At 71.4% G+C, this 19360-nt stretch carries 15 protein-coding genes, 1 tRNA gene and 1 pseudogene; 8 read left to right on the top strand and 9 right to left on the bottom strand.

Going from position 1 to position 19360, the window contains the following annotated elements; translation table 11 throughout:
• Window positions 1-11: 11 nt before the first annotated feature.
• On the bottom strand, window positions 12-689 hold the full coding sequence (locus KDL01_RS06700; protein ID WP_212527465.1) for a hypothetical protein: 678 nt from the start codon (window positions 687-689) through the stop codon (window positions 12-14).
• Window positions 690-1208: 519 nt separating this feature from the next.
• Between KDL01_RS06700 and KDL01_RS06695 the strand changes: the two genes are divergently transcribed.
• Window positions 1209-1697: a beta-class carbonic anhydrase gene (locus tag KDL01_RS06695; RefSeq protein WP_212527464.1), complete on the top strand. Its 489-nt coding sequence runs from the start codon at window positions 1209-1211 to the stop codon at window positions 1695-1697.
• A gap of 51 nt (window positions 1698-1748) precedes the next feature.
• On the opposite strand, the gene KDL01_RS06690 is transcribed toward KDL01_RS06695, so the two are convergent.
• Window positions 1749-2678, bottom strand: coding sequence for an NmrA family NAD(P)-binding protein (locus tag KDL01_RS06690; protein ID WP_246576052.1), 930 nt, complete (start codon window positions 2676-2678; stop codon window positions 1749-1751).
• An 86-nt stretch (window positions 2679-2764) separates the two neighbouring features.
• Here KDL01_RS06690 and KDL01_RS06685 point away from each other — a divergent pair, with 86 nt between their 5' ends.
• Entirely contained in the window at window positions 2765-3520 is a 756-nt protein-coding gene (locus KDL01_RS06685; RefSeq protein ID WP_212527462.1) for a TetR/AcrR family transcriptional regulator, read from the top strand.
• Between the two features lie 4 nt (window positions 3521-3524).
• Here the strand turns inward: KDL01_RS06685 and KDL01_RS06680 are convergent, their stop codons facing one another.
• On the bottom strand, window positions 3525-3944 hold the full coding sequence (locus tag KDL01_RS06680) for a winged helix-turn-helix transcriptional regulator (protein ID WP_212527461.1): 420 nt from the start codon (window positions 3942-3944) through the stop codon (window positions 3525-3527).
• A gap of 99 nt (window positions 3945-4043) precedes the next feature.
• Here KDL01_RS06680 and KDL01_RS06675 point away from each other — a divergent pair, with 99 nt between their 5' ends.
• Window positions 4044-4484: a nuclear transport factor 2 family protein gene (locus KDL01_RS06675; protein WP_212527460.1), complete on the top strand. Its 441-nt coding sequence runs from the start codon at window positions 4044-4046 to the stop codon at window positions 4482-4484.
• 32 nt (window positions 4485-4516) lie between these two features.
• On the opposite strand, the gene KDL01_RS06670 is transcribed toward KDL01_RS06675, so the two are convergent.
• The 3 genes from KDL01_RS06670 to KDL01_RS06660 all read right to left on the bottom strand — a co-directional run bounded on the left by KDL01_RS06670 (window position 4517) and on the right by KDL01_RS06660 (window position 6624).
• A tRNA-Cys gene (locus KDL01_RS06670) sits at window positions 4517-4588 on the bottom strand.
• Between the two features lie 171 nt (window positions 4589-4759).
• Window positions 4760-5404 (bottom strand): response regulator, encoded by a 645-nt coding sequence (locus KDL01_RS06665; RefSeq protein WP_212527459.1) that lies wholly within the window; start codon window positions 5402-5404, stop codon window positions 4760-4762.
• Window positions 5392-6624 carry a sensor histidine kinase gene (locus KDL01_RS06660; protein WP_212527458.1) on the bottom strand — a complete coding sequence of 411 codons (1233 nt, stop codon included), beginning with the start codon at window positions 6622-6624 and terminating at the stop codon, window positions 5392-5394. Before KDL01_RS06660 ends, KDL01_RS06665 begins: the two co-directional genes overlap by 13 nt.
• A 270-nt stretch (window positions 6625-6894) precedes the next feature.
• On the opposite strand from KDL01_RS06660, the gene KDL01_RS06655 reads away from it, so the two are divergent.
• The gene (locus KDL01_RS06655) at window positions 6895-9201 is read left to right on the top strand and encodes an MMPL family transporter (protein WP_212527457.1); all 2307 of its coding nucleotides are present in this window, start codon (window positions 6895-6897) and stop codon (window positions 9199-9201) included.
• Here KDL01_RS06655 and KDL01_RS47075 read toward each other — a convergent pair.
• From KDL01_RS47075 to KDL01_RS06640, 3 genes and pseudogenes are all read right to left on the bottom strand, one after another.
• Window positions 9136-10455, bottom strand: a pseudogene (locus tag KDL01_RS47075) (ABC1 kinase family protein); the annotation flags it as partial. The gene KDL01_RS06655 and the pseudogene KDL01_RS47075 sit on opposite strands and share 66 nt — an antisense overlap.
• Before the next feature lie 713 nt (window positions 10456-11168).
• Window positions 11169-13415 (bottom strand): RICIN domain-containing protein, encoded by a 2247-nt coding sequence (locus KDL01_RS06645; RefSeq protein WP_212527456.1) that lies wholly within the window; start codon window positions 13413-13415, stop codon window positions 11169-11171.
• A gap of 132 nt (window positions 13416-13547) precedes the next feature.
• Window positions 13548-14600, bottom strand: a complete 1053-nt coding sequence (locus tag KDL01_RS06640; protein WP_212527455.1) for a LacI family DNA-binding transcriptional regulator — start codon at window positions 14598-14600, stop codon at window positions 13548-13550.
• Window positions 14601-14802: 202 nt separating this feature from the next.
• On the opposite strand from KDL01_RS06640, the gene KDL01_RS06635 reads away from it, so the two are divergent.
• From KDL01_RS06635 to KDL01_RS06620, 4 genes are all read left to right on the top strand, one after another.
• Window positions 14803-15861 (top strand): LacI family DNA-binding transcriptional regulator, encoded by a 1059-nt coding sequence (locus tag KDL01_RS06635; protein WP_212527454.1) that lies wholly within the window; start codon window positions 14803-14805, stop codon window positions 15859-15861.
• Between the two features lie 152 nt (window positions 15862-16013).
• The gene (locus KDL01_RS06630; protein ID WP_368861520.1) at window positions 16014-17402 is read left to right on the top strand and encodes an ABC transporter substrate-binding protein; all 1389 of its coding nucleotides are present in this window, start codon (window positions 16014-16016) and stop codon (window positions 17400-17402) included.
• A gap of 38 nt (window positions 17403-17440) precedes the next feature.
• Complete coding sequence (locus tag KDL01_RS06625) at window positions 17441-18379, top strand: carbohydrate ABC transporter permease (protein ID WP_212527452.1); 939 nt, start codon at window positions 17441-17443, stop codon at window positions 18377-18379.
• Window positions 18376-19314 (top strand): carbohydrate ABC transporter permease, encoded by a 939-nt coding sequence (locus KDL01_RS06620; RefSeq protein WP_212527451.1) that lies wholly within the window; start codon window positions 18376-18378, stop codon window positions 19312-19314. Before KDL01_RS06625 ends, KDL01_RS06620 begins: the two co-directional genes overlap by 4 nt.
• Window positions 19315-19360: the final 46 nt, after the last annotated feature.

Raw genomic sequence — 19360 nt, 5'->3', positions numbered from 1 at the left:
GATCTGCCGGTTCAGCCGGTTTTACCGAGGCTGCCGACCGGCTTGGGGGTGTTGAGCGGGCAGTCGACCGCGCCCCAGACCTCGCCGCAGACGAACGCGGCGGGCAGCAGCTTCATGATGATCTCGTTGTTGACGTCAGACGTGCCGACCCGCGCGTCGAGCAGGCCGTTGTCCACGCCCGCGCAGCCCGTCACGTTGTCCCAGAGTTCGACCACGTCCTTGCCGTCGTCGGTGAAGATCCCGAGGGCTCCTCCCAAGCTCTGCGGCGGGCACGACGAGGTCCCGCTGCCCCATCCGCCGAGTCCGTTGAGCTCGCCGCGCAGATTCGCGAGTGTGGCCGGGTCGGTGACCAGGCTTGACCATACCGAGGTCGAGACCACGTTTTTGCCCGCCTTGCCCGCCTTGACCGTCTCGACGTATCCGCACAGCAGCAACCGGGTCGCGGCGAGCGGCTCCAGGCTGTCCGCCGTCGCGGTGACGTCGGAGGCCTCGCGGGCAGGGGGCTTAGCCGGGCAGGTGCCGGTGTCTACCGCCTTCAACGCCGCGGCGACGTCGACGGCCCTGGTCGTCTGGGTGGGCGACGACATCCGCGTCGGGCCCCCACGGGAACCGCCCTCCGCGAGCGCCACGACGGCCAGCAGGCACGCCACGCACAGTACGCACCATGACAGGGTTCGGAACGAGGACACGCTCGGGCCTCCGGGGATGACGATGCTCTGCCGACTGATGCGAGTTGGACGCGCCGGTCGCGCCTCGCGTTCCGGAGTTCTCGGCCGCTGGCATCAATCCCCGGTGACGCCTCGGCAGCGAGACCGAAATAGCATGCGTAATGCGAGTACTGCGACGTCGTGCAGCTGCTCGCGGAAGTGGCCGGGCGTCAGCGTCGAGCTCGGTCAGGAGTAAGGGGACTCCCACTCGAACCAGTCCTCGCCGGCGAGCGGATGGCGGCATTCGATCGCGCCGTAGATGTCGGTCCCCACGGATCACCACGCTACCTCACGCCACGTCACCCACCCCTTGCGGTGGCGCCGGTCGCGGCCTGAGGATGGAGACGCTTCCGCCTGAAGGAGATGCATGGAACGGAAGGTGTTGGAGGACTTCTGGCCGGGCCGCCGCATGTGCTGCTTCGACCAGTGGTGTCCGTGCGGGCGCTGACGCGCCGCGTACGTGATCCGACTCCACCCTCCGACCCAGAAGGAACATCTCCGATGAGCGTGACAGACGAGTACCTGGCCAACAACGACGCCTACGCCGCCGGCTTCACCGGCCCGCTGCCGCTGCCGCCCTCCCGCCAGGTCGCCGTGGTGGCCTGCATGGACGCGCGGCTGAACGTGTACGCGATCCTGGGCTTGCGCGACGGCGAGGCGCACGTGATCCGCAACGCCGGGGGAGTGGTGACCCAGGACGAGATCCGCTCGCTGGCGATCAGCCAGCGGCTGCTCGGCACCCGGGAGATCATCCTGATCCACCACACCGACTGCGGAATGCTCACCTTCACCGACGACGCGTTCAAGCAGTCCATCCAGGACGAGGTCGGGATCAAGCCGGCCTGGGCCGCCGAGGCGTTCGCGGACCTCGACGAGGACGTACGCCAGTCGATCAAGCGGATCCAGACCAGCCCGTTCATCCCGCACACCGACGCGGTCCGCGGGTTCGTCTTCGACGTGGCCACGGGCCGGCTTATCGAAGTGAAGTAGCTCGGACGCGGCGCGATGGCGGCTACCGGCGCGTGGCGGGGGATTCTCGCGTCACGCGCCGGCGCCGCGGCCGCGCTCGTACGCGGCGCGGATCGCGGCGGCGCCCGACTCGGCGAGCCAGTCGGCCAGAGTGCGCAGTCCGGGGTGGATGACGCGCAGCGCCTCGATGTCGGCGTGCCAGCGGTTTCCGGACTGCCAGTGCTTCTTCGTCTCGGCGATGGCGGGGCTGAGCGCCGCGGCCTCGTCGTCGGTGAGCTGCTCGTAGCGGATCGGAACTCCGGCGGCCTCGCTGATCGCGGCGGCGGCCTGGAGCGGGGTCGGGGCGTCGCCGGCGAGTTCCAGGGTCCGGCCGGCGAAGCGGTCCGGATCGGCGAAGGCGAGCGCGGCGAACTCGGCGATGTCCTGCACCGCGATGATCTGCACCGGGTCGTGCGGGGGGAACAGGTGCCGGTGCAGGCCGTGCACGATGCCGTCGATGCCGAGCATTCCGGCGCCGAGATAGTTGGTCATGAACCGGACCGGGCGCAGGACGGTGGGCCGGGCGATGCGCTCGCGCAGGTGCTGCTCGATCAGCCGCTTGCCCTGCGCGCCGAACGACGCGCCCGACATCGATGCCACGGTGCTGAACACGACCTGCTCGATCCCCGCGTCGGCCGCCGCGTCGATCAGCGTGCGCCCGCGCGCCGCCTCGAGGTCGGTATCAGGGCCCGTTGATCCGAAGACCACGGGCGGCACGCCGAACACGGCGGTGACGCCGTCGAGCGCGGGCGGCAGGCACGCCCGATCGTCGAGGTCGCCGCGCACGAGCCGGGCGCCGGCGTCGGCCAGTGCGACCGCGGCGGGAGCGCTCGTGTCGCGGACCAGGGCCCGCACCGGCCACCCGTCGGCCAGCAGCCGCCGCGCGGTGGCGCCGCCCTGCCGGCCGGTGGCGCCGGTGACGAGGATCGGGGAGTCGGAACGGATCGGTCTCGCGGCGGTCATGGCGCCCTTTCCGGAGGTGGTGAAGAATGCTGACACGATCCGGAATGCTCCACCCGGTCCCTCGCGGCAGGCAAGGATTTCGTGACATGCAAGCAGCGCAGGGCGACGCTCCGGCCGGGCGCGCCGACGCCCGCCGCAACCGCGAACTCGTGTTGCACACGGCGATGGGCATGTTCGCCGAAGAGGGTCTCGAGGTCTCGCTCGGCCGGATCGCGCAACGCGCCGGGGTGGGCGCCGGGACCGTCTACCGGCACTTCCCGAGCAAGGAGAACCTGCTCGAGGCGGTGCTCGCCGAGCAGGTCGAGGGCTTCGTGGTCCGCGCCGACTGGTGGGCCGCGCACGCCGCACCCGGCGACGCGCTGCGCGAGTTCCTCCTCGAGGTGATCGAGAAATCGGCCGGGCGCCAACTCGTCTGCGACGCCCTCAGCGGCGACCGGAGTTGGCCGCGCGCCCTCCTGGCCGGCGCGTCTCAGCGGTTCCGCGCCGCGATGGAACGCCTGCTCGACGATGCGAAACGGGTGGGCGCGATACGCGGCGACGTGCGCGTCGAGGACCTGTCCGCGCTGGCCGTCGGCGGCATCGCACTGCGTTCGGCGCACAGCGACCCGGCCCGCAGCGCCATGCTGGTGCGACTCCTCCTCAATGGGCTGAGTCCCGCGGCCGTCACGAAACCGGAGCCCTTCCGTGACCCGTCCGGCTCCACGCGTCACGAAACCGCCGTCGCGGCGTACTGCCTGGAGTGCGGCACGAAGCTGAGCGTCGGGGTCACCGGCCGGCCGCCGCGCTACTGCGGCCCGACCTGCCGCCAGCGAGCCCACCGCCGCCGCGCTGCCGCGGCGTGACGAACTACGTGGCCTGCGGAACGAGTGCGTCGTCCCCGTTGCCGCCCGCGTTGCGCGCGCGGTCGTAGGCGGCGCGGGCGGCGGCGACCGTGCCGCGGTGGCGGGTCGCCCAGGCGGTGAGGCCCTGGAGGGTCTCGAGGAGCTCCTCGGCGATCTCGGTGAGGGTGTACTCGACGCGCGGCGGCACGGTCGGGAAGACGGTGCGGGTGAGCAGGCCGTCGCGTTCGAGCTGGCGCAGCTTCAGGGTCAGCATGCGCCTGCTGATACCGCGCACCGTGCGCTCGAGCTCGACGAAGCGCACCGGGCCCTGCGCGGCGGTGGTCAGGATCCCGACCGTCCAGCGGCCGGAGACGTGGTCGATCACCTCGGCGACCGGGCAGGCGCGCACGGCCAGCACGGACACATCGATGTGACGCTGGGACATGAAAGTGCCCTCTTCCTTCGCACCGGGTGGGACCTCACCATGGCTCACGGGCCGGATCGGATCCGGCCGGCCCGAGACCGGAGAAGGCGAGGAGCGGGTATGGACGTACGCATCGACGGCGGGTATGCCGACCGCGTGGACATCGTCGACACCGTGGTCGCCTACGCGACCGCCGTCGACACCCGTGACTGGGAGCTGTTCGCGCGGCTGTTCACCCCGGACGCGGTCTGGGAGTATCACGCCGGGCACGAGCGCCGGGTCGGCCCGGACGAGATCCTCGCGCGCGTGCGGCCGAGCATCGAAAGGCTCGAAGTCACCCAGCATCTCCTCACCAACCACGTGGTCGCCGTCGCCGGGGACGCCGCGACGCACACCTGCTCCTTCGTGGCGCAGCACGTGCGCGGGAACGGCCGGTTCCTCGCGGCCGGCCGGTACGCGGACGAACTGCGCCGCACCGAGGCCGGGTGGCTCTTCTCGTCGCGGGTGCTGCTGAGCACCTGGGCCGAGGGGGATCCGGAGGTCGTGCGGGCGCGGCCGTAGCCGTACGGTCGGTGGTGCGGGAATCGACTGCGAGGCGGAGACGGGGATCGAACCCGTGTACAAGGCTTTGCAGGCCTTGACCTAAGCCACTCGGACACTCCGCCGGGAAGGGGTGGACGTCAGCGGGCTGCGACCCGGACGACGTCCGTCCGCGCACACAGGGCACTCGCCTGACGTCGCAGATCGACGTGCAGGCACCTGGTCAGGGGCTCCCGGGCGGACATGGGAGCCACTGTGTCAGGCTTCGACCCGGCACGTCAATACGCCGGTCGCGCTCAGGTGCGGTTCAAGTACGCGAGCACCGCGAGGACCCTGCGATGACCGGTGTCGGTGGGCGGCAGCGAGAGCTTGAGGAAGACGTTCCCGATGTGCTTGCTGACGGAGCGCTCGGTGATGACCAGCGTCTTGGCGATGGTGGTGTTGTCGTGCCCCTCGGCCATCAGCTGCAGGACTTCGCGCTCGCGCGCGGTGAGGGTGTCGACGGGTGTTCCGCGGCGGCGGGTCATCAGTTCGGTGACGACCTCGGGGTCGAGCGCGGTGCCGCCGGAGGCGACGCGCTCGAGCGCGTCCAGGAACTCGTCGACGCGCCCGATCCGGTCCTTGAGCAGGTAGCCGACGCCGGTCGCGCCGCCGCCGAGCAGCTCGGCGGCGTAGGACTGCTCGACGTACTGGGACAGCACCAGCACCGGCAACTCGGGCATCTGCTCGCGCGCGGCCAACGCGGCGCGCAGGCCCTCGTCGCGGAAGCCGGGCGGCATCCGCACGTCCAGGACCGCCACGTCGGGCCGGTGCTCGAGCAGGGCCGGGAGGATCTCCGGCTCCGCGCTCGCGGTCGCCACGACTTCGTGTCCCGCGGAGGTCAGCAGCAGCACGAGTCCCTCGCGCAGCAACGCGTTGTCCTCGGCGATCACCACACGCACGGCAGCTCCACTTCGATCACCGTCGGACCCCCGAGGGGGCTGGACACCTTGAACGACCCGTCCAGGGCCGCGACCCGCCGCCGCATCCCGACCAGCCCCGAGCCGCCGATCCGCTCGGCACCGGCCTGTTGCGCGGCGCCCGCGGCAGGCGCGCCCGAAGCCGCCGCCTCGGCGATCCGCCCGGCCGGATCGACCGCGCCGCCCCTGCCCTCGTCGCGGACCACCACGCGCAGGCCCTTCGCCGTTCGGGCCAGGGTCAGCTCCGCGTGGTCGGATCCGCTGTACTTCGCGGCGTTCGTGAGCGACTCGGCGACGACGAAGTACGCGGCGGCCTCGACCGCGGCGGGCGCCCGGGGCGAATCCGGCGAGAAGCCCTCGACCTCGAACGCGACGTCGAGACCGCTGCTCGCCGCGAGCGCGCGGACCGCGCCGAGCAGTCCACGGTCCGTCAGGATCGGGGGATGGATGCCGCGCACCACGTGCCGCAGCTGCGCGAGCGCCTGCTGTGCCTGGTCCTGCGCCTCGTCGAGCAGCTTGCGGCCGGCCTCCGGGTCGCGCTCGTAGGCGCGCCTGGCCAGGCCGATCCGCATGGACAGGGAGACGAGTTGGGCCTGGGCGCCGTCGTGCAGGTCGCGCTCGATGCGCCGCAGCTCGACCCCGTGGGCGGCGACCGCGTTGGCCCGCGTCTCGGTCAGTACCGTGACACGTTCGGCGAGCCGTGCCTTCGGCGGCGGGTCGAGCAGCGCCGTGGACCAGCGGGCGTCGAGGTCGGCCAGCCGCGTGATCAGCGGCAGCACCAACGCCCGCTGACGAAGCAGCCCGCACCACAGGCCGTCGAGGGGCAGCCCGAGCAGCCACAGCGGTACCGCGGCCAGGCCGAACAGTCCGTAGCCGTAGTGCAGGCCCATCCACCGCAGGTCGGCATAGGTGCAGGTGTCCCGGACCGAGGTACGCAGGCGCTCGCGCAGCGGACCGGTGATCGGGAGGTACGCCTCGGGGATCTCGCGCCCGGTCCACCCGGAGACCATCCGCCGCTTGGCCCCGGCCAGGCGCCTGATCAGCAGCACGGTCTCGGGCAGCAGCGCGGCGCCGACCAGGGCGATCGTGCCGACGGCCGCGATGATCAGCACGGTGACGAAGATCAGGGAGAAGAAGGCCAGCCCCACGGTACGGGCGAGCTGGACGGTGGCGTGCGCCGCCTGCCTGATCGCAGCCTTCATGAGCACCAGCGTAACTCTCCGTCCTTGCGTGAACCGCTTTCCGACACCGGGCCGCGCGCACCGCGCCTCGGCCCCGCCGTCCACGCTACGCAGGCTCTGACCTGGGTGGGAGGGAGCAGGCTGCACTCCTGTGGTGTACCGCGCTCCACCATCGATCGGGGAGTGCGCTCTCTCGTCGCGGCCGCACCCGGCCGGGATCGTGGAAGAAGCGGCGGCGTTGCCACTCCGTTGCCCGCACGCTCCCGAGACAGAAAGCAGAGACAGACACCTATGGCTGCCCTCCTTGCCCGAATAGGACGTACGGCGTTCCGGCGCCGGTGGTACGTCGTGGCCCTGTGGATCGGCGTTCTGTTCGCGGTCCTGTTCGCCGCGGCCAAGGCGCCGGCCGCGCCGAGCGACTCCTACACGATGCCGGGCACCGAGTCCCAGGCGGCGTCCACCCTGATCTCGCAGCACTTCTCCGCCGGGACGGCCGACGGGGCGAGCGCCCAGCTCGTGTTCGTCGCGCCCGACGGCCAGAAGGTCACCGCCGCCCAGGACAAGGCCGCCATCGAGAAGGTGGTCGCCGAGACGGCCGCCGGTCCGCAGATCGCGAGTGTGTCCGATCCCTTGGGCGCCGGCGCGGTGAGCAAGGACGGCTCCACCGCGTACGCCGACGTCACCTTCACCGTTCCGGCGAACAACCTCACCGACGCGGCGAAGTCGTCCGTCGAGCACGCCGCGCAGGACGGCCGGTCCGCCGGGCTGACCGTCGAGATCGGCGGCAGCGCGCTGGTCACGCAGCCCTCCGCGGGCGGCGCGACCGAGGGCATCGGGATCCTGGCCGCCGCGATCGTGCTGCTGCTCACCTTCGGCTCGCTGGCCGCCGCGGGCGTCCCGCTGCTGACCGCCGTGCTGGGGGTCGGGATCAGCATGAGCGCCATCACCGCGCTCGGCCACGCGCTCGGCCTGTCCGAGACGACCGGCACGCTCGCCACGATGCTCGGCCTGGCCGTGGGCATCGACTACGCCGTGTTCATCATCTCCCGCTACCGCGAGGAACGCGGGCGCGGACGCGCCGCCCAGGAGGCGGCCGGTCTGGCCGTGGGCACCGCGGGCAGCGCGGTGGTGTTCGCCGGACTGACCGTGGTGATCGGACTCGCCGGCCTGTGGGTGGTGGGCGTGCCGATGCTGACCAAGATGGGCCTGGCCGCGGCCGGCGCCGTCCTGATCGGCGTCCTCGTCGCCATCACCCTCGTGCCCGCCCTGGTCGGTCTCTTCCCGAACGCCGTGCTCGCCCGGTCCGCGCGGCCCGGACGCAAGAAGTACAAGCCGTCGCGCGCCGGCAGGTGGGGCGCCGGCTGGGCCAGGTTCGTCTGCCGCCGCCGGGTCGCGGTCCTGCTGCTCGGCGTCGTCGGGCTCGGCGTGGTCGCCACCCCGATCGCCTCCCTGCATCTGGGCACCCAGGACAACGGCTACCTCTCCACCTCCACCACCGAACGCCGCGCGTACGACGACCTCGCCAAGGGGTTCGGCGCCGGAGTCAACGGCCCGCTGACCATCGTCGTGGACGCACAGAAGGCCTCGTCCGCGCACGACGCCGTCGCCGAGGTCGAACACCAGATCGCCGCGACCCCGGGCGTCGCGTCCCTCTCCGCGGCCCGCTACGACCAGGCCGGCGACATCGCCGTGTTCACCGCCGTGCCGACCACCTCCCCGAGCTCCCAGGCCACCTCCGACCTGGTCAACTCGATCCGCGCGGAACGCGGGGGCCTGGAGTCGCAGACCGGTGCCACGTACATGGTGACCGGCAGCACCGCCAGCGACATCGACAGCGCCGCGAAGGTCAAGCACGCGCTCATCCCGTACCTCGCGGTCGTCATGGGCCTCGCGATCCTGCTGCTGCTCGTCGTCTTCCGCTCGGCGCTCATCCCGGTCAAGGCGGCCTTCGGCTTCCTGCTGTCCGTGCTCGCCGCCATCGGCGCCGTGGTCGCGGTCTTCCAGTGGGGCTGGCTGGCGAACCTGCTCGGCGTGCACCAGACCGGTCCGATCATGACCCTGATGCCGATCTTCATGGTGGGCATCGTGTTCGGCCTGGCCATGGACTACGAGGTCTTCCTCGTCTCGCGGATGCGCGAGGCGCACGCGCACGGCCAGGACGCGCACTCCTCGATCGTCACCGGGTTCCGGGCCAGCGCCCGGGTCGTGACCGCGGCCGCGCTCATCATGGCCTCGGTGTTCGCCGGATTCATCGGCGGGGACAACGCCATGATCAAGATGATCGGCTTCGGCCTGGCGATCGCCGTGCTCTTCGACGCGTTCGTGGTCCGGATGACGATCGTGCCGGCCGTGCTCTCCCTGCTCGGGGAGCGGGCCTGGCGCCTGCCGCGCTGGCTCGACCGGGCCCTGCCCCGGGTGGACATCGAGGGGGAGAAGCTCGCCGCAGGGCGGTCGGACGGCTCAGTCCGGCTCGCGCAGGATCTGCACGATCAGCCGGAGCAGCAGCAGCGTGGCGAACGACAGGCCGATCGCGCCGACCACCGTCTCGAGGCCGACGCGTTGGCCGGGGCGCGAAGTGACGGTCAGCAGGATGGCTGAGGCCACGGCGAGGCCGGTCCCGATCAGGCCCATGACCATCCGGTTGACCATACGCGAGGCGGCCCGGACGTCTTCGGGCTCGGAGAACAGGCTCACCCGGGTGCGCAGTTCGCCGCGCACGAGCGAGCGGGCGACGTCGTCGATGTCCCGGGGGAGCCGTTTGAGCAGGGGGCCGAAGGTCAGGGCCTCCTGCTGGACGAACTCGCGCAGGTTCCCCGGCATCACGTGCTGGGCGACGACCTCGCCGCCGAGCCTGCGCACACCGGCGACGAGCTCGTATCCGGGCGCGATCAGCTCGATCGTCTGGACCAGCGTGACGAGGGTGCGAAAGAGCGTCATCGTCGTGCGCGGCAGCACGATGCCGTAGTCCCGGAAGACGGTGACGAAGTCCATGAAGACGTCGGGGTTGAGGGTCCCGTCGGGCCTGCTCGCGCGCGAGAGCAGGCGGGCCAGGTCGCGGTCGAGGGCGTCGGCGTCGACGCGGGTGGTCGGCAGGCCGATCGCCAGCGCGGCCTGCCGTAGCAGCGTCGGATCGTCGCTCTGCAGGCCGCGCAGCAGGTCGATCAGGCCGGAGCGCTCGAACCGGCCGAGCCGGCCGACGGCGCCGAAGTCGATCAGCGCCAGCCGTCCGTCCTCGTCCAGGAAGATGTTGCCCGGGTGCGGGTCGGCGTGGAAGCGCTCGCCCGCGGCCATCTGGCGGACCATCAGGGCCAGCAGGGCGTCGGCGAGCTCGCGCCGGCGCTCGGCCCCGAGCCCGTCAAGCAGCCCGGGTGCGGCGATGCTCGCGCCGGTGACCCGCTCCTCGACCAGCACGCGCGAGGTGCTGAACTCCTCCATCACGTCCGGGATGTGGATCGGTGCGGCGGGCTCCACGGCCTGCCGCGCGGCCAGCACGTTCGCCGCCTCGAAGCGGAAGTCGAGCTCCTCACGGGTCGACTCGGCGAAGCCCGCGGAGAGTTCCTTGAGGCCGAGCGACCTGGCCCAGCCGGTGGACCGGTCCAGCCGGTCCACCAGACGGCTGAGAATGTCCAGGTCCCGCTCGACCGACTCGCGGATGCCGGGGCGCTGCACCTTCACCACCACGCGCCGTCCGTCGCGCAGGGTGGCGAAGTGGGTCTGCGCGATCGACGCGGCGCCGGCCGGCTGCGTGCTGAAGTCGGCGAACACGTCCTCGAGCGGCCCGAGTTCGTCCTCGATGACGGCGCGTACCTCGGCCGCGTCCGCGGGGGCCACGTTGTCGGCCAGCCTGCTCATCGCCGCGGCGATGGCCGGGGTGACCAGCTGCGGCTGGGAGGCCATGGCCTGCCCGAGCTTGACGAACAGGCCCCCCGCGTCCTCGAAGGTGGCGGCGAGCGAGCGGCCGAGGCGCGACCCGGCGATCTGCGGATCGTCGTTGCCCGGCCGCCACAGTCCGTTGCGCACGGCGATGATGCTGACCTGGGCGTACCGCCGCGCCCTGGCGACCAGCCGGCGCACCGTCGCGACCGGATGCAGCAGCGCCTGGCCACGCCGGCGCGTGCGCATGCCCGCGAGCATCTCCAGCAGCGCGAAGGCGACCATGGAGAACGCGGCGACCATGACCAGGCCGACCGGGAACCAGCGCCAGGAGATGTGGTCGATCTGATCGTCGGTCACGAAGTTGAGCACGCCGACCGAGGCGGCCTCGCCCAACACCACGGCCGTGAGCGTCGCGGCCCAGCGGCCGCGGCTGATCCCGAGGAGCCTGCGCACGATCCACGCGGCGGCCAGGATGACGCCCAGCGACACCAGCACGAGCCTGAGCACCACCGTCGACCCTCTTCCGTCCCGGGGCTGGCTCGTCCAGGTCTCTCCCTGGTCCATTCGACCCCGGGCGGGCCCGGGCGACCGCGCCGAGGCGTCTGTCTGAGTTAGCCCGTCGCGGCCGCGCCGCCCGGCTCGGCTCAGCCGGGCGGCGCGAGGGGGTGCGTACCGGGTACGGCGTCAGATCAGAAGTGCCACTGCTGGTTGGTCCCGCCGTCGCAGGTCCACAGGTCGGTCAGCACGCCGCTGGTCTTGCTGAAGCTCGGGTCGTCCAGGCACAGGCCCGAGGCCTGGTTCACCACCTCGTAGTTCGTCGCGTTGATCGGGACGAAGGACCAGTTCTGGTTGGTGCCGCCGTCGCAGGCCCACAGGTCCGCCTTGGATCCGTTCGCCGTGCCGAAGTCGTAGTCGTCCAGGCAGGTGCCTGAGTTGGCGTTCTTCAGCGTGTACTGCCCGGCGCCGACGCTGGTGACGGTGAACTGCTGCAGCGCCGTCCCGGTGCACGGCCACAGGTCCGCGCTCGAGCCGTTGGCCGTGGCCCCGTTGTAGTCGTCCAGGCAGGTGGCCGTGTTGACGTTGGTCAGGGCGCGTCCGCTTCCGGCGATGCCCGCGCTGTTGGCGGCCACGAGCTGCCATTCCTGCGCGCCGCTGCTGGTGGCGGTCTGCAGGGTGAGCGCCGCGCCGGTCGATGCGCCGGTCAGGTACAGGCTGGTGTTGCCGGTGGACTGGAACTCGTAGTCCCCGTCGGAGAGCGCGACCATGGTCCACAGGCCCGTGCTCGCGTTGTCGACCCACTGGCCGATCCCGGCGCCCGCGCTCGCCGTTCCGCCCCAGATCTCCGCGGCCCGGCCGCCGGACTCGTTGAGCAGCGTCACCCCGCCGGACTTGGTGACGACGTGCCAGTACTGCGTGTCCGGGTTCGACGCCGATCCGGCGTTCTCGAGGTCCACGTCGGCCGCGTTGCCGTAGCCGAGGTTCGCGTCCGTGGTGTTGCCGTGCGTGCCGATGACCTGGCCGGTGAGCTTGTTGACGATCTCGTAGTAGGTGCCGGGGGAGTGGCCGAAGTCGATGTCGGCGTTGATGATCGTCGAGGTGCCCTGATTGGCGACGATCACCATGCGGCCGGTGGTCGCGTCGTAGGTCAGGCTGCGGCTGTACGCGGCCGGCACCGTGGTCTGATATTCGGTCCAGGTGCCCGTGCTGCTGCCGCTCGTGTCCATCCAGACCGCGCCGCTGCCGGCCGCGTTGTAGAGCAGCCTGCCGCCGGGCAGCCGCACCAGCACCGGACTGCCGCCCTGGGCGAGCGCGGCCGAGCCGGAGGCCACCGGCAGGCTGCTGATTCCGGTGCCGGCCGTGCCGCCGACCGCGTAGAAGTCCAGCGGGTTGCTCGCGAGCTTGTAGCGGACGTTGTCACCGCCGCCCCAGTACTCGAACGTGAGCATCCACTGGCCGTCGGAGGTCTGCACCACATTCGCCATACCGGGGCGTCCGCCGCCGATCTCGGTCTTGCCGCCGCCCATGCTCACGGTCGTGCCGGTGACGTCGGCCACCGCGCTGCTCCACGCCGCGCTCGACCCGTCCCAGGTGCGGTGGGCGATGATCTGGCCGTCGGAGTCGGTGGCGGTGGCGTTGTTCGGGTCGATCGTGAGCGCGCCGGTGGAGGCGTTGTAGCCGGTGTAGTCGTCCTCGTCGGAGTAGTAGGCGACGAGCTGGCCGTTGTAGACCATCAGGTACGGCTCCCAGACCGGGTCGACCTCCTTGGAGGTGTTCGCGGTGGAGACGTCCACGCCGATCGCCCCGGCGCTGCCGCCCTCCCAGCCGCCGGTGGTGATGATGTTCTGGAAGCTCCAGCTCGATCCGTCGTTGGTGCTGGAGTACAGCGCGATCGCCATGTTCGCGCGGTCGCCGTCGCTGGTGGGCGTCCAGCTGGAGTTGGCGGCCTTCTGCTCGAGGTAGTAGTAGTCGTCCCCGGAGACGACCGCCGCCATCAGCAGCGTGCCGGCCTTGAGGTTGCCCACGGCCTGTGGCAGGACGTAGAGATACGGGTTCGTCCAGGCGCTGGTGTACTGCGCGTAGGCCGAGTTGGACGAGAGGTACGCGGGCGCCTGGACCTGCGAGAGCAGCGACCAGGTCGTGCCGTCGTCGGAGCTCTGGTAGACCGGCAGCGTCTGGCCGACGGCGGAGCCGGAGGCGGGCACGGTGGAGAGCTCGAAGGACGCGACCAGCTTGCCGTCGGGCAGCTGAGCCGCCTTCGGGTAGATCGCGCAGTTCCCGCGCCCCTTCAGGCAGGCCTGCGTGCTCGGCAGCTGATAGATGGTCCCGGGCGTCGGGCTGTACGCCTGCGCCGGGCCCGCCACCGTCAACGCCACCGCGGCCGCACACGCGGCCGCGAGCGCCATGCCGATCGTTCTGAAGTATCTGGGTAACCGCATGCCTGCTCCTTCGCTCACCATTGGGCGGAGTCTCGCCGCGACGGAGTCTGGACCCGTATGACTGCGCAGTCAATAGCGGTGTGAGCGGATCTCCATGCGGTTTTAACCGGCTTGTGGGTTTAGTCTGACTGCCTAGTCAGCCTGTGGCCTGCGGTCTCGGCCGGGTGCCGGCGCCGTCGATTCGCGCACGATGAGCCGCGGCTCGCGCTCGGCGACCGTCCGTGCGGCGGTGCCCGGTTCGGCGATCTCCCGGATGAGCGCGGCGACCCCGTCCACGGCGATCGCGTCGAAGTCCCGGGCGACGGTGGTCAGCGCGGGCCGCAGATAGCGCGAGGCCGGCAGGTCGTCCATCGCCACCACGCTCACCTCCTGCGGCACCCGCCGGCCGGCGTCGGTCAGGGCGCGGATCAGGCCGATCGCCATGTCGTCGTTGGCGGCGAACACGGCCGTCATCGCCTCGTCCCGGGCCAGAAGCGAGCCGGCCGCGAAGCCGCTCGCGCACGACCAGTCGCCCTCGATCGGCTCGGTGACGGGCAGTGCGGCCTCGACGAGGGCGGTGCGCCAGCCTTCGCTCCGGTCGCGCGCGGCCCACCACCGCTGCGGGCCCGCGACGTGCCGGATCTGCCGGTGGCCCAAGGCGATCAGATGCCTCGTGGCGGTGTGGCCACTCCGGTTGGAATGCTCGTCGGCGCGGATCCGCCGTGCGGCGACGAGCCCGGGAAACCGGCCGAGGGTCAGCACCGGGACGTTCGTCGAGAGCTTCAGCGGGCCCTCGTCGGTGGCCTCGATGAGGACGATCCCGTCGACGCCCTGTTCGAGTAAGGACTCGACGGCGCCGACCAGGCCGTGCCCGTCCTCGGGGCTGGTGTGGGCGACGCAGGTGGCGTAGCCGAGCAGGCGGGCCGAGCGCTCGACCGCGACCAGCATGCTCGTCGGGCCGTACAGCCCCGCGCCGAGGCAGGCGACGCCCAGGCGCCCGGTACGCCCCGAGGTCAGCGTGCGTGCGGCCCCGTTCGGGCGGTACCCGAGCTGCTGCGCGGCCCGCAGTACCCGTTCGCGCAGTTCCTCGCGCACATAGGGCTCGTTGTTCATCACGCGCGAGACGGTCTTCTGCGACACGCCGGCGAGCCGCGCGACGTCGGTTCCGGCAGGTCGCGTGCGGTCGGGCAGCTGACTCGAGGGCACCGGTCCATCATCCTCCTCGCCGCCGCGCCGGGTCGGCCCTGCCCGGGAGCGCCGCCGAGGCCGCCGCGGGCACCGCTCGACCGGACCGCGACGGGGCCCTTGACGTGTCTTCGCATGACTGCGTAGTCTGACTGCGCAGTCAGACAGGGACGGTGCGGCGACGCTCGATAGGATCGCCCGGACGAGACGCAAGGAGGGGTGGATGGCAGGCGCGACGGTCAGCGGCGGGAGTACTTCCGCGGCGCGCAGCGTGGACGTCGCCCGGCTCGCCGGGGTGTCGCAGAAGACCGTCTCGCGGGTGATGAACAACGAACCCTACGTCTCCGAGGACGCGCGCCGGCGGGTGCTCGAGGCGGCCGGGGCGCTGGGCTACCGGCTCAACAACGCCGCGCGAGCCCTGGCCTCCGGGCGTACCCGCTCGATCGGAGTGGTCTCGCTCGGCACCGCGCTCTACGGTCCGGCCTCGCTGCTGATGGGCATCGAGCGGGCCGCGCGCGACACCGGGTACGCGGTCCGCGTCGTCACCACGCTCGAGGGCGACGCGGCCGGAGTGGCCGGCGCGGTCGAGTCGCTGCTCGACCAGGGCGTGGACGGCATCGTCATCTCCGAGCCCATCGACGAGGGCGAACTCGCGCTCAACGTCGACGTGCCGGTACTGGTGATCGGCGCGCCCGCGCCCTACGCCGCACCGCGCGTGGTCACCGCGGGCGTGGGCGCCGACATCCTCGCCCGCGCCGCGACCGAGCACCTGCTCGACCTCGGCCACCGCACCGTGCACCATCTGGCCGGGCCGCCGCGCTGGTACGCGGCGCGCGACCGGCGCGAGGGCTGGCGTACGGCGCTCGCGGCGCGCGGACGGATCGAGCCGCCCGTGGTCACGGGCGACTGGTCGGCCGCCTCCGGCTACCTGGTCGGGCGCGCGCTGGCCGAGGACCCCGCGGTCACCGCGGTCTTCGCCGCGAACGACGACATGGCGATCGGCCTGATCCGGGCGGTGGTCGAAGCCGGGCGCCGGGTGCCGGACGACGTGAGCGTCGTCGGGTACGACGACATCCCGGTGGCCGCCTACGTCACGCCGCCGCTGACCACGGTGCGCCAGCCTTTCGACGCCGTGGCCGGCGAGGGGTTGAGGCTGCTCGTGCACACCATCGAGAATCCCGACTCGGACGCGGTCCGGGCGAGCGACCCCCCGGTCGAACTCGTCATCCGCGCCTCCACAGCTCCGGCCCCGAGCGGGCCGGCCCAAGCACCACGCACCTGACCGCCCGGCGGTGATCCGCCGCCGGGCCACCGGCCGGGGCATCGTCCCGGCCCGGGCCTGAGCGCTCGTCCGACCCGCGCGTTCCCCGCGCACCGCGCTCGGCCGTCACCTTCAGACACGTCTTCACCACTTCCAATGGCGGGAGTTTCATCATGTCAAGATCAATATTTGTATCCTCACCCTTGAGCCGTCGTCGCTTCCTCGGCGTCGCAGGCGGGGCGGTGCTGGGCACGGCGGCGCTGGCCGCGTGCGGCAGCTCCGGCACGCCGGCGGCCGCGTCCTCCGCGTCCGCGCTCAGCCAGTCCGACATCGACGGCGCGATGAGCAAGCCGACCACGCTCACGTTCTGGACCTGGGTGTCGGACATCTCCGAGGAGGTGGCGCTGTTCGAGAAGAAGTACCCGGCGATCAAGGTCAACGTGGTCAACGCCGGCCAGGGCTCCGCGCAGTACACGAAGCTGCGCACCGCGCTGCAGGCCGGCAGCGGCGCGCCGGACGTGTGCCAGATCGAATATCAGTACATACCGACGTTCACCATCACCGACAGCCTGCTCGACCTGCGCCCGTACGGCGCGTCCGCACTGCGCGGCAAGTTCGTGGACTGGACCTGGGGCCAGGTCAGCGGCCCGAACGGCGAGGTGTTCGCGATACCGCAGGACACCGGTCCGATGGGCATGCTCTACCGCGCCGACATCTTCGAGGCGCACGGCATCTCGGTGCCCACCACCTGGGACGAGTTCGCCACCGCCGCACACAAGCTGCACGCGGCCGACCCGAGCGTCTATCTGACCAATATCTCGGCCAACGAGCCGGCCGGCTGGCACGGACTGCTGTGGCAGGCCAACGCGAAGCCGTACGTCATGACCGACAGCTCCACCATCACCGTGAACGTGGACGACGCGGCCTCGCAGAAGGTCGCCTCGTACTGGGGCGAACTCGCGCAGGCCGGGGTGATCAGCACCGACCCCGACTTCACCGACTCCTGGTACACCGGCTTCAACCAGGGCAAGTACGCGACCTGGCTCACCGCCGCGTGGGGCCCGCTGTTCCTGTCCGGCTCGGCCCAGGCGACCTCGGGCAAGTGGCGCGCCGCGCCGCTGCCGCAGTGGGACTCCTCCTCGCAGGTCTCCGGGAACTGGGGCGGCTCGACCACCGCGGTGATCAAGTCCACGCCGAACGCGATCGCCGCGGCCCAGTTCGCCCAGTTCCTCAACAGCGACCCGGACTGCGCGAGCCTGTTCGCCTCCAAGCAGTTCCTCTTCCCCTCCACCAAGGCGCTGCTCGCCGACGCGGGCTTCACCGGGCAGGCCCCCGCGTTCTACGGCGGCCAGCAGGTCAACGAGGTCTTCGCGAAGATCAGCGACACGGTCAACCCGACCTTCCAGTGGCCTCCGTTCCTCGACCAGGTCGCCACCGACTGGACCAACACCGTCGGCAAGGCCCTGGCGGACAAGACCGACGCGGTCGCCGCGCTCGGCCAGTGGCAGTCGCAGATCACCAGCTACGCCCAGAACCAGGGCTTCACCGTCCACACGTCCTGACGCGCGTCCTGACACCACGCACCTCGAGAAAGGCTCCGATGAGCGCCACCACCGCGGCCGGGCCCGAGGCCCCCGCCCGAGCACGACGCCGTCCCCGACCGGGCGGCTCGCGGCCCGGCGCGGCGGGACCGGTCTTCGTCGCCCCGTTCCTGATCCTGTTCCTGCTGCTCTTCCTCACTCCGCTCGGATACGCCGCCTATCTCAGCCTGTTCCAACACCGGCTGATCGGCGGGACCAGCTTCGTGGGCCTGCACAACTACCTCACCGCGCTGAGCGACCCGCAACTGCGCCACGGTGTGCTGCGCGTCGCGCTGTTCTTCTGCATCCAGGTCCCGGTCATGCTGATCCTCGCGCTGCTGTTCGCGCTCGCGCTCGACAGCGGCCTGATGCGCCTGGCCCGGGTGGTGCGGCTCGGGGTGTTCCTGCCCTACGCGGTGCCGAGCGTCGTGGCCACCCTGATGTGGGGCTACCTCTACGGGCCTTCCTTCGGCCCGATCGCCCAGATCGCCAAGCACTTCCACGCCGCCGCGCCGAACTTCCTGGACTCCGACTGGATGCTCGCGAGCCTGTCGAACATCGTCACCTGGGAGTTCACCGGCTACAACATGATCATCCTGTACGCGGCGCTGCAGACGATCCCGCGCGATCTGTACGAGGCGGCGGCCGTGGACGGGGCCGGCGCCTGGCGGATCGCCCGGGCGATCAAACTCCCGGCCCTCAAGCCGGCCCTGACGCTCACTCTGCTGTTCTCCGTGATCGGCAGCTTCCAGCTGTTCAACGAGCCCTACCTGCTCCAACAGCTCGCCCCGAACGTCATCGACAGCGCGTACACCGCGAACCTGTACGCCTACACGCTCTCGTTCACCGGCCAGCAGGTGAACTACGCGGCCGCGGTCTCCTTCCTGCTGGGACTGCTCATCGTGGTCATCTCCTACGTCTTCCTGTTCCTCGCCAGCCGAAGGAGGGTCGCCCGATGACCGTGACCACCCCGCACGCCACCCGCTCCCGGGCCGCGTCCCGACCGCCCGCGATCGCCGGCGTCCGCCGCCGCAAGCCGCCGGGGCAGCGCCGCAGCACGCCGCTGACCATCGCGATGCTGGCCGCGCTGGCCTACTTCCTGATCCCGCTGCTGTGGCTGGTGGTGGCCTCCACCAAGAGCAACGAGGACCTGTTCAACACCTTCGGGCTCTGGTTCTCGCACGCCCCGCAGCTGCTCGGCAACGTCCGCGCCACCTTCGCCGCCGACAACGGCGTGTTCGTGCGCTGGATGCTCAACACCGTGCTCTACGCGGTGGTCAGCTCGGTCGGCGCCGCGTTCCTCGCGGCCTGCGCGGGCTACGGCTTCGCGAAGTACCGCTTCCGCGGGCACAAGGCCTGGTTCAACCTCGTGGTCGGCACGATCATGGTGCCCACCACGGCCCTCGCGATCCCCACCTACCTGCTGTTCGCGCAGGTCGGCCTGGTCGACACGCCGTGGGCGGTGATCCTGCCCTCGCTGATCAACCCCTTCGGCCTCTACCTGATGCGCATCTACGCCGAGGACGCGGTGCCCGACAGCCTGTTGGAGGCGGCCAGGATCGACGGCGCCGGCGAGCTGCGCATCTTCGCCACGATCGCGCTGCGCCTGCTCACCCCGGGGCTCGTCACGGTGCTGCTGTTCACCCTCGTGACCACCTGGAACAACTACTTCCTGCCGCTGATCATGCTCAACAACCCGCGCCTCTACCCGGTCACCGTGGGCCTGTCCTCCTGGGCCGCGCAGGCGCAGGACGGCGGCGGGGGAGCGAGCAGCGGGATGTTCTCGCTCGTCGTCACCGGATCCCTGCTCTCGATCATCCCGCTGGTGCTGGCCTTCCTGTTCCTCCAGCGCTACTGGCAGGCCGGCCTGGCCACCGGCGCCGTCAAACAGTGACCCGGCCGGCCGCGCCGGATCGGCACTCGCACCCGCACCACCACGA

The sequence above is a fragment of the Actinospica durhamensis genome (assembly GCF_018139695.1).
Classification (GTDB): Bacteria; Actinomycetota; Actinomycetes; order Streptomycetales; family Catenulisporaceae; genus Actinospica; species Actinospica durhamensis.
The sequence above is the reverse complement of the archived record's forward strand: the minus strand, read 5'-3'. Positions and strand labels throughout refer to the sequence as shown.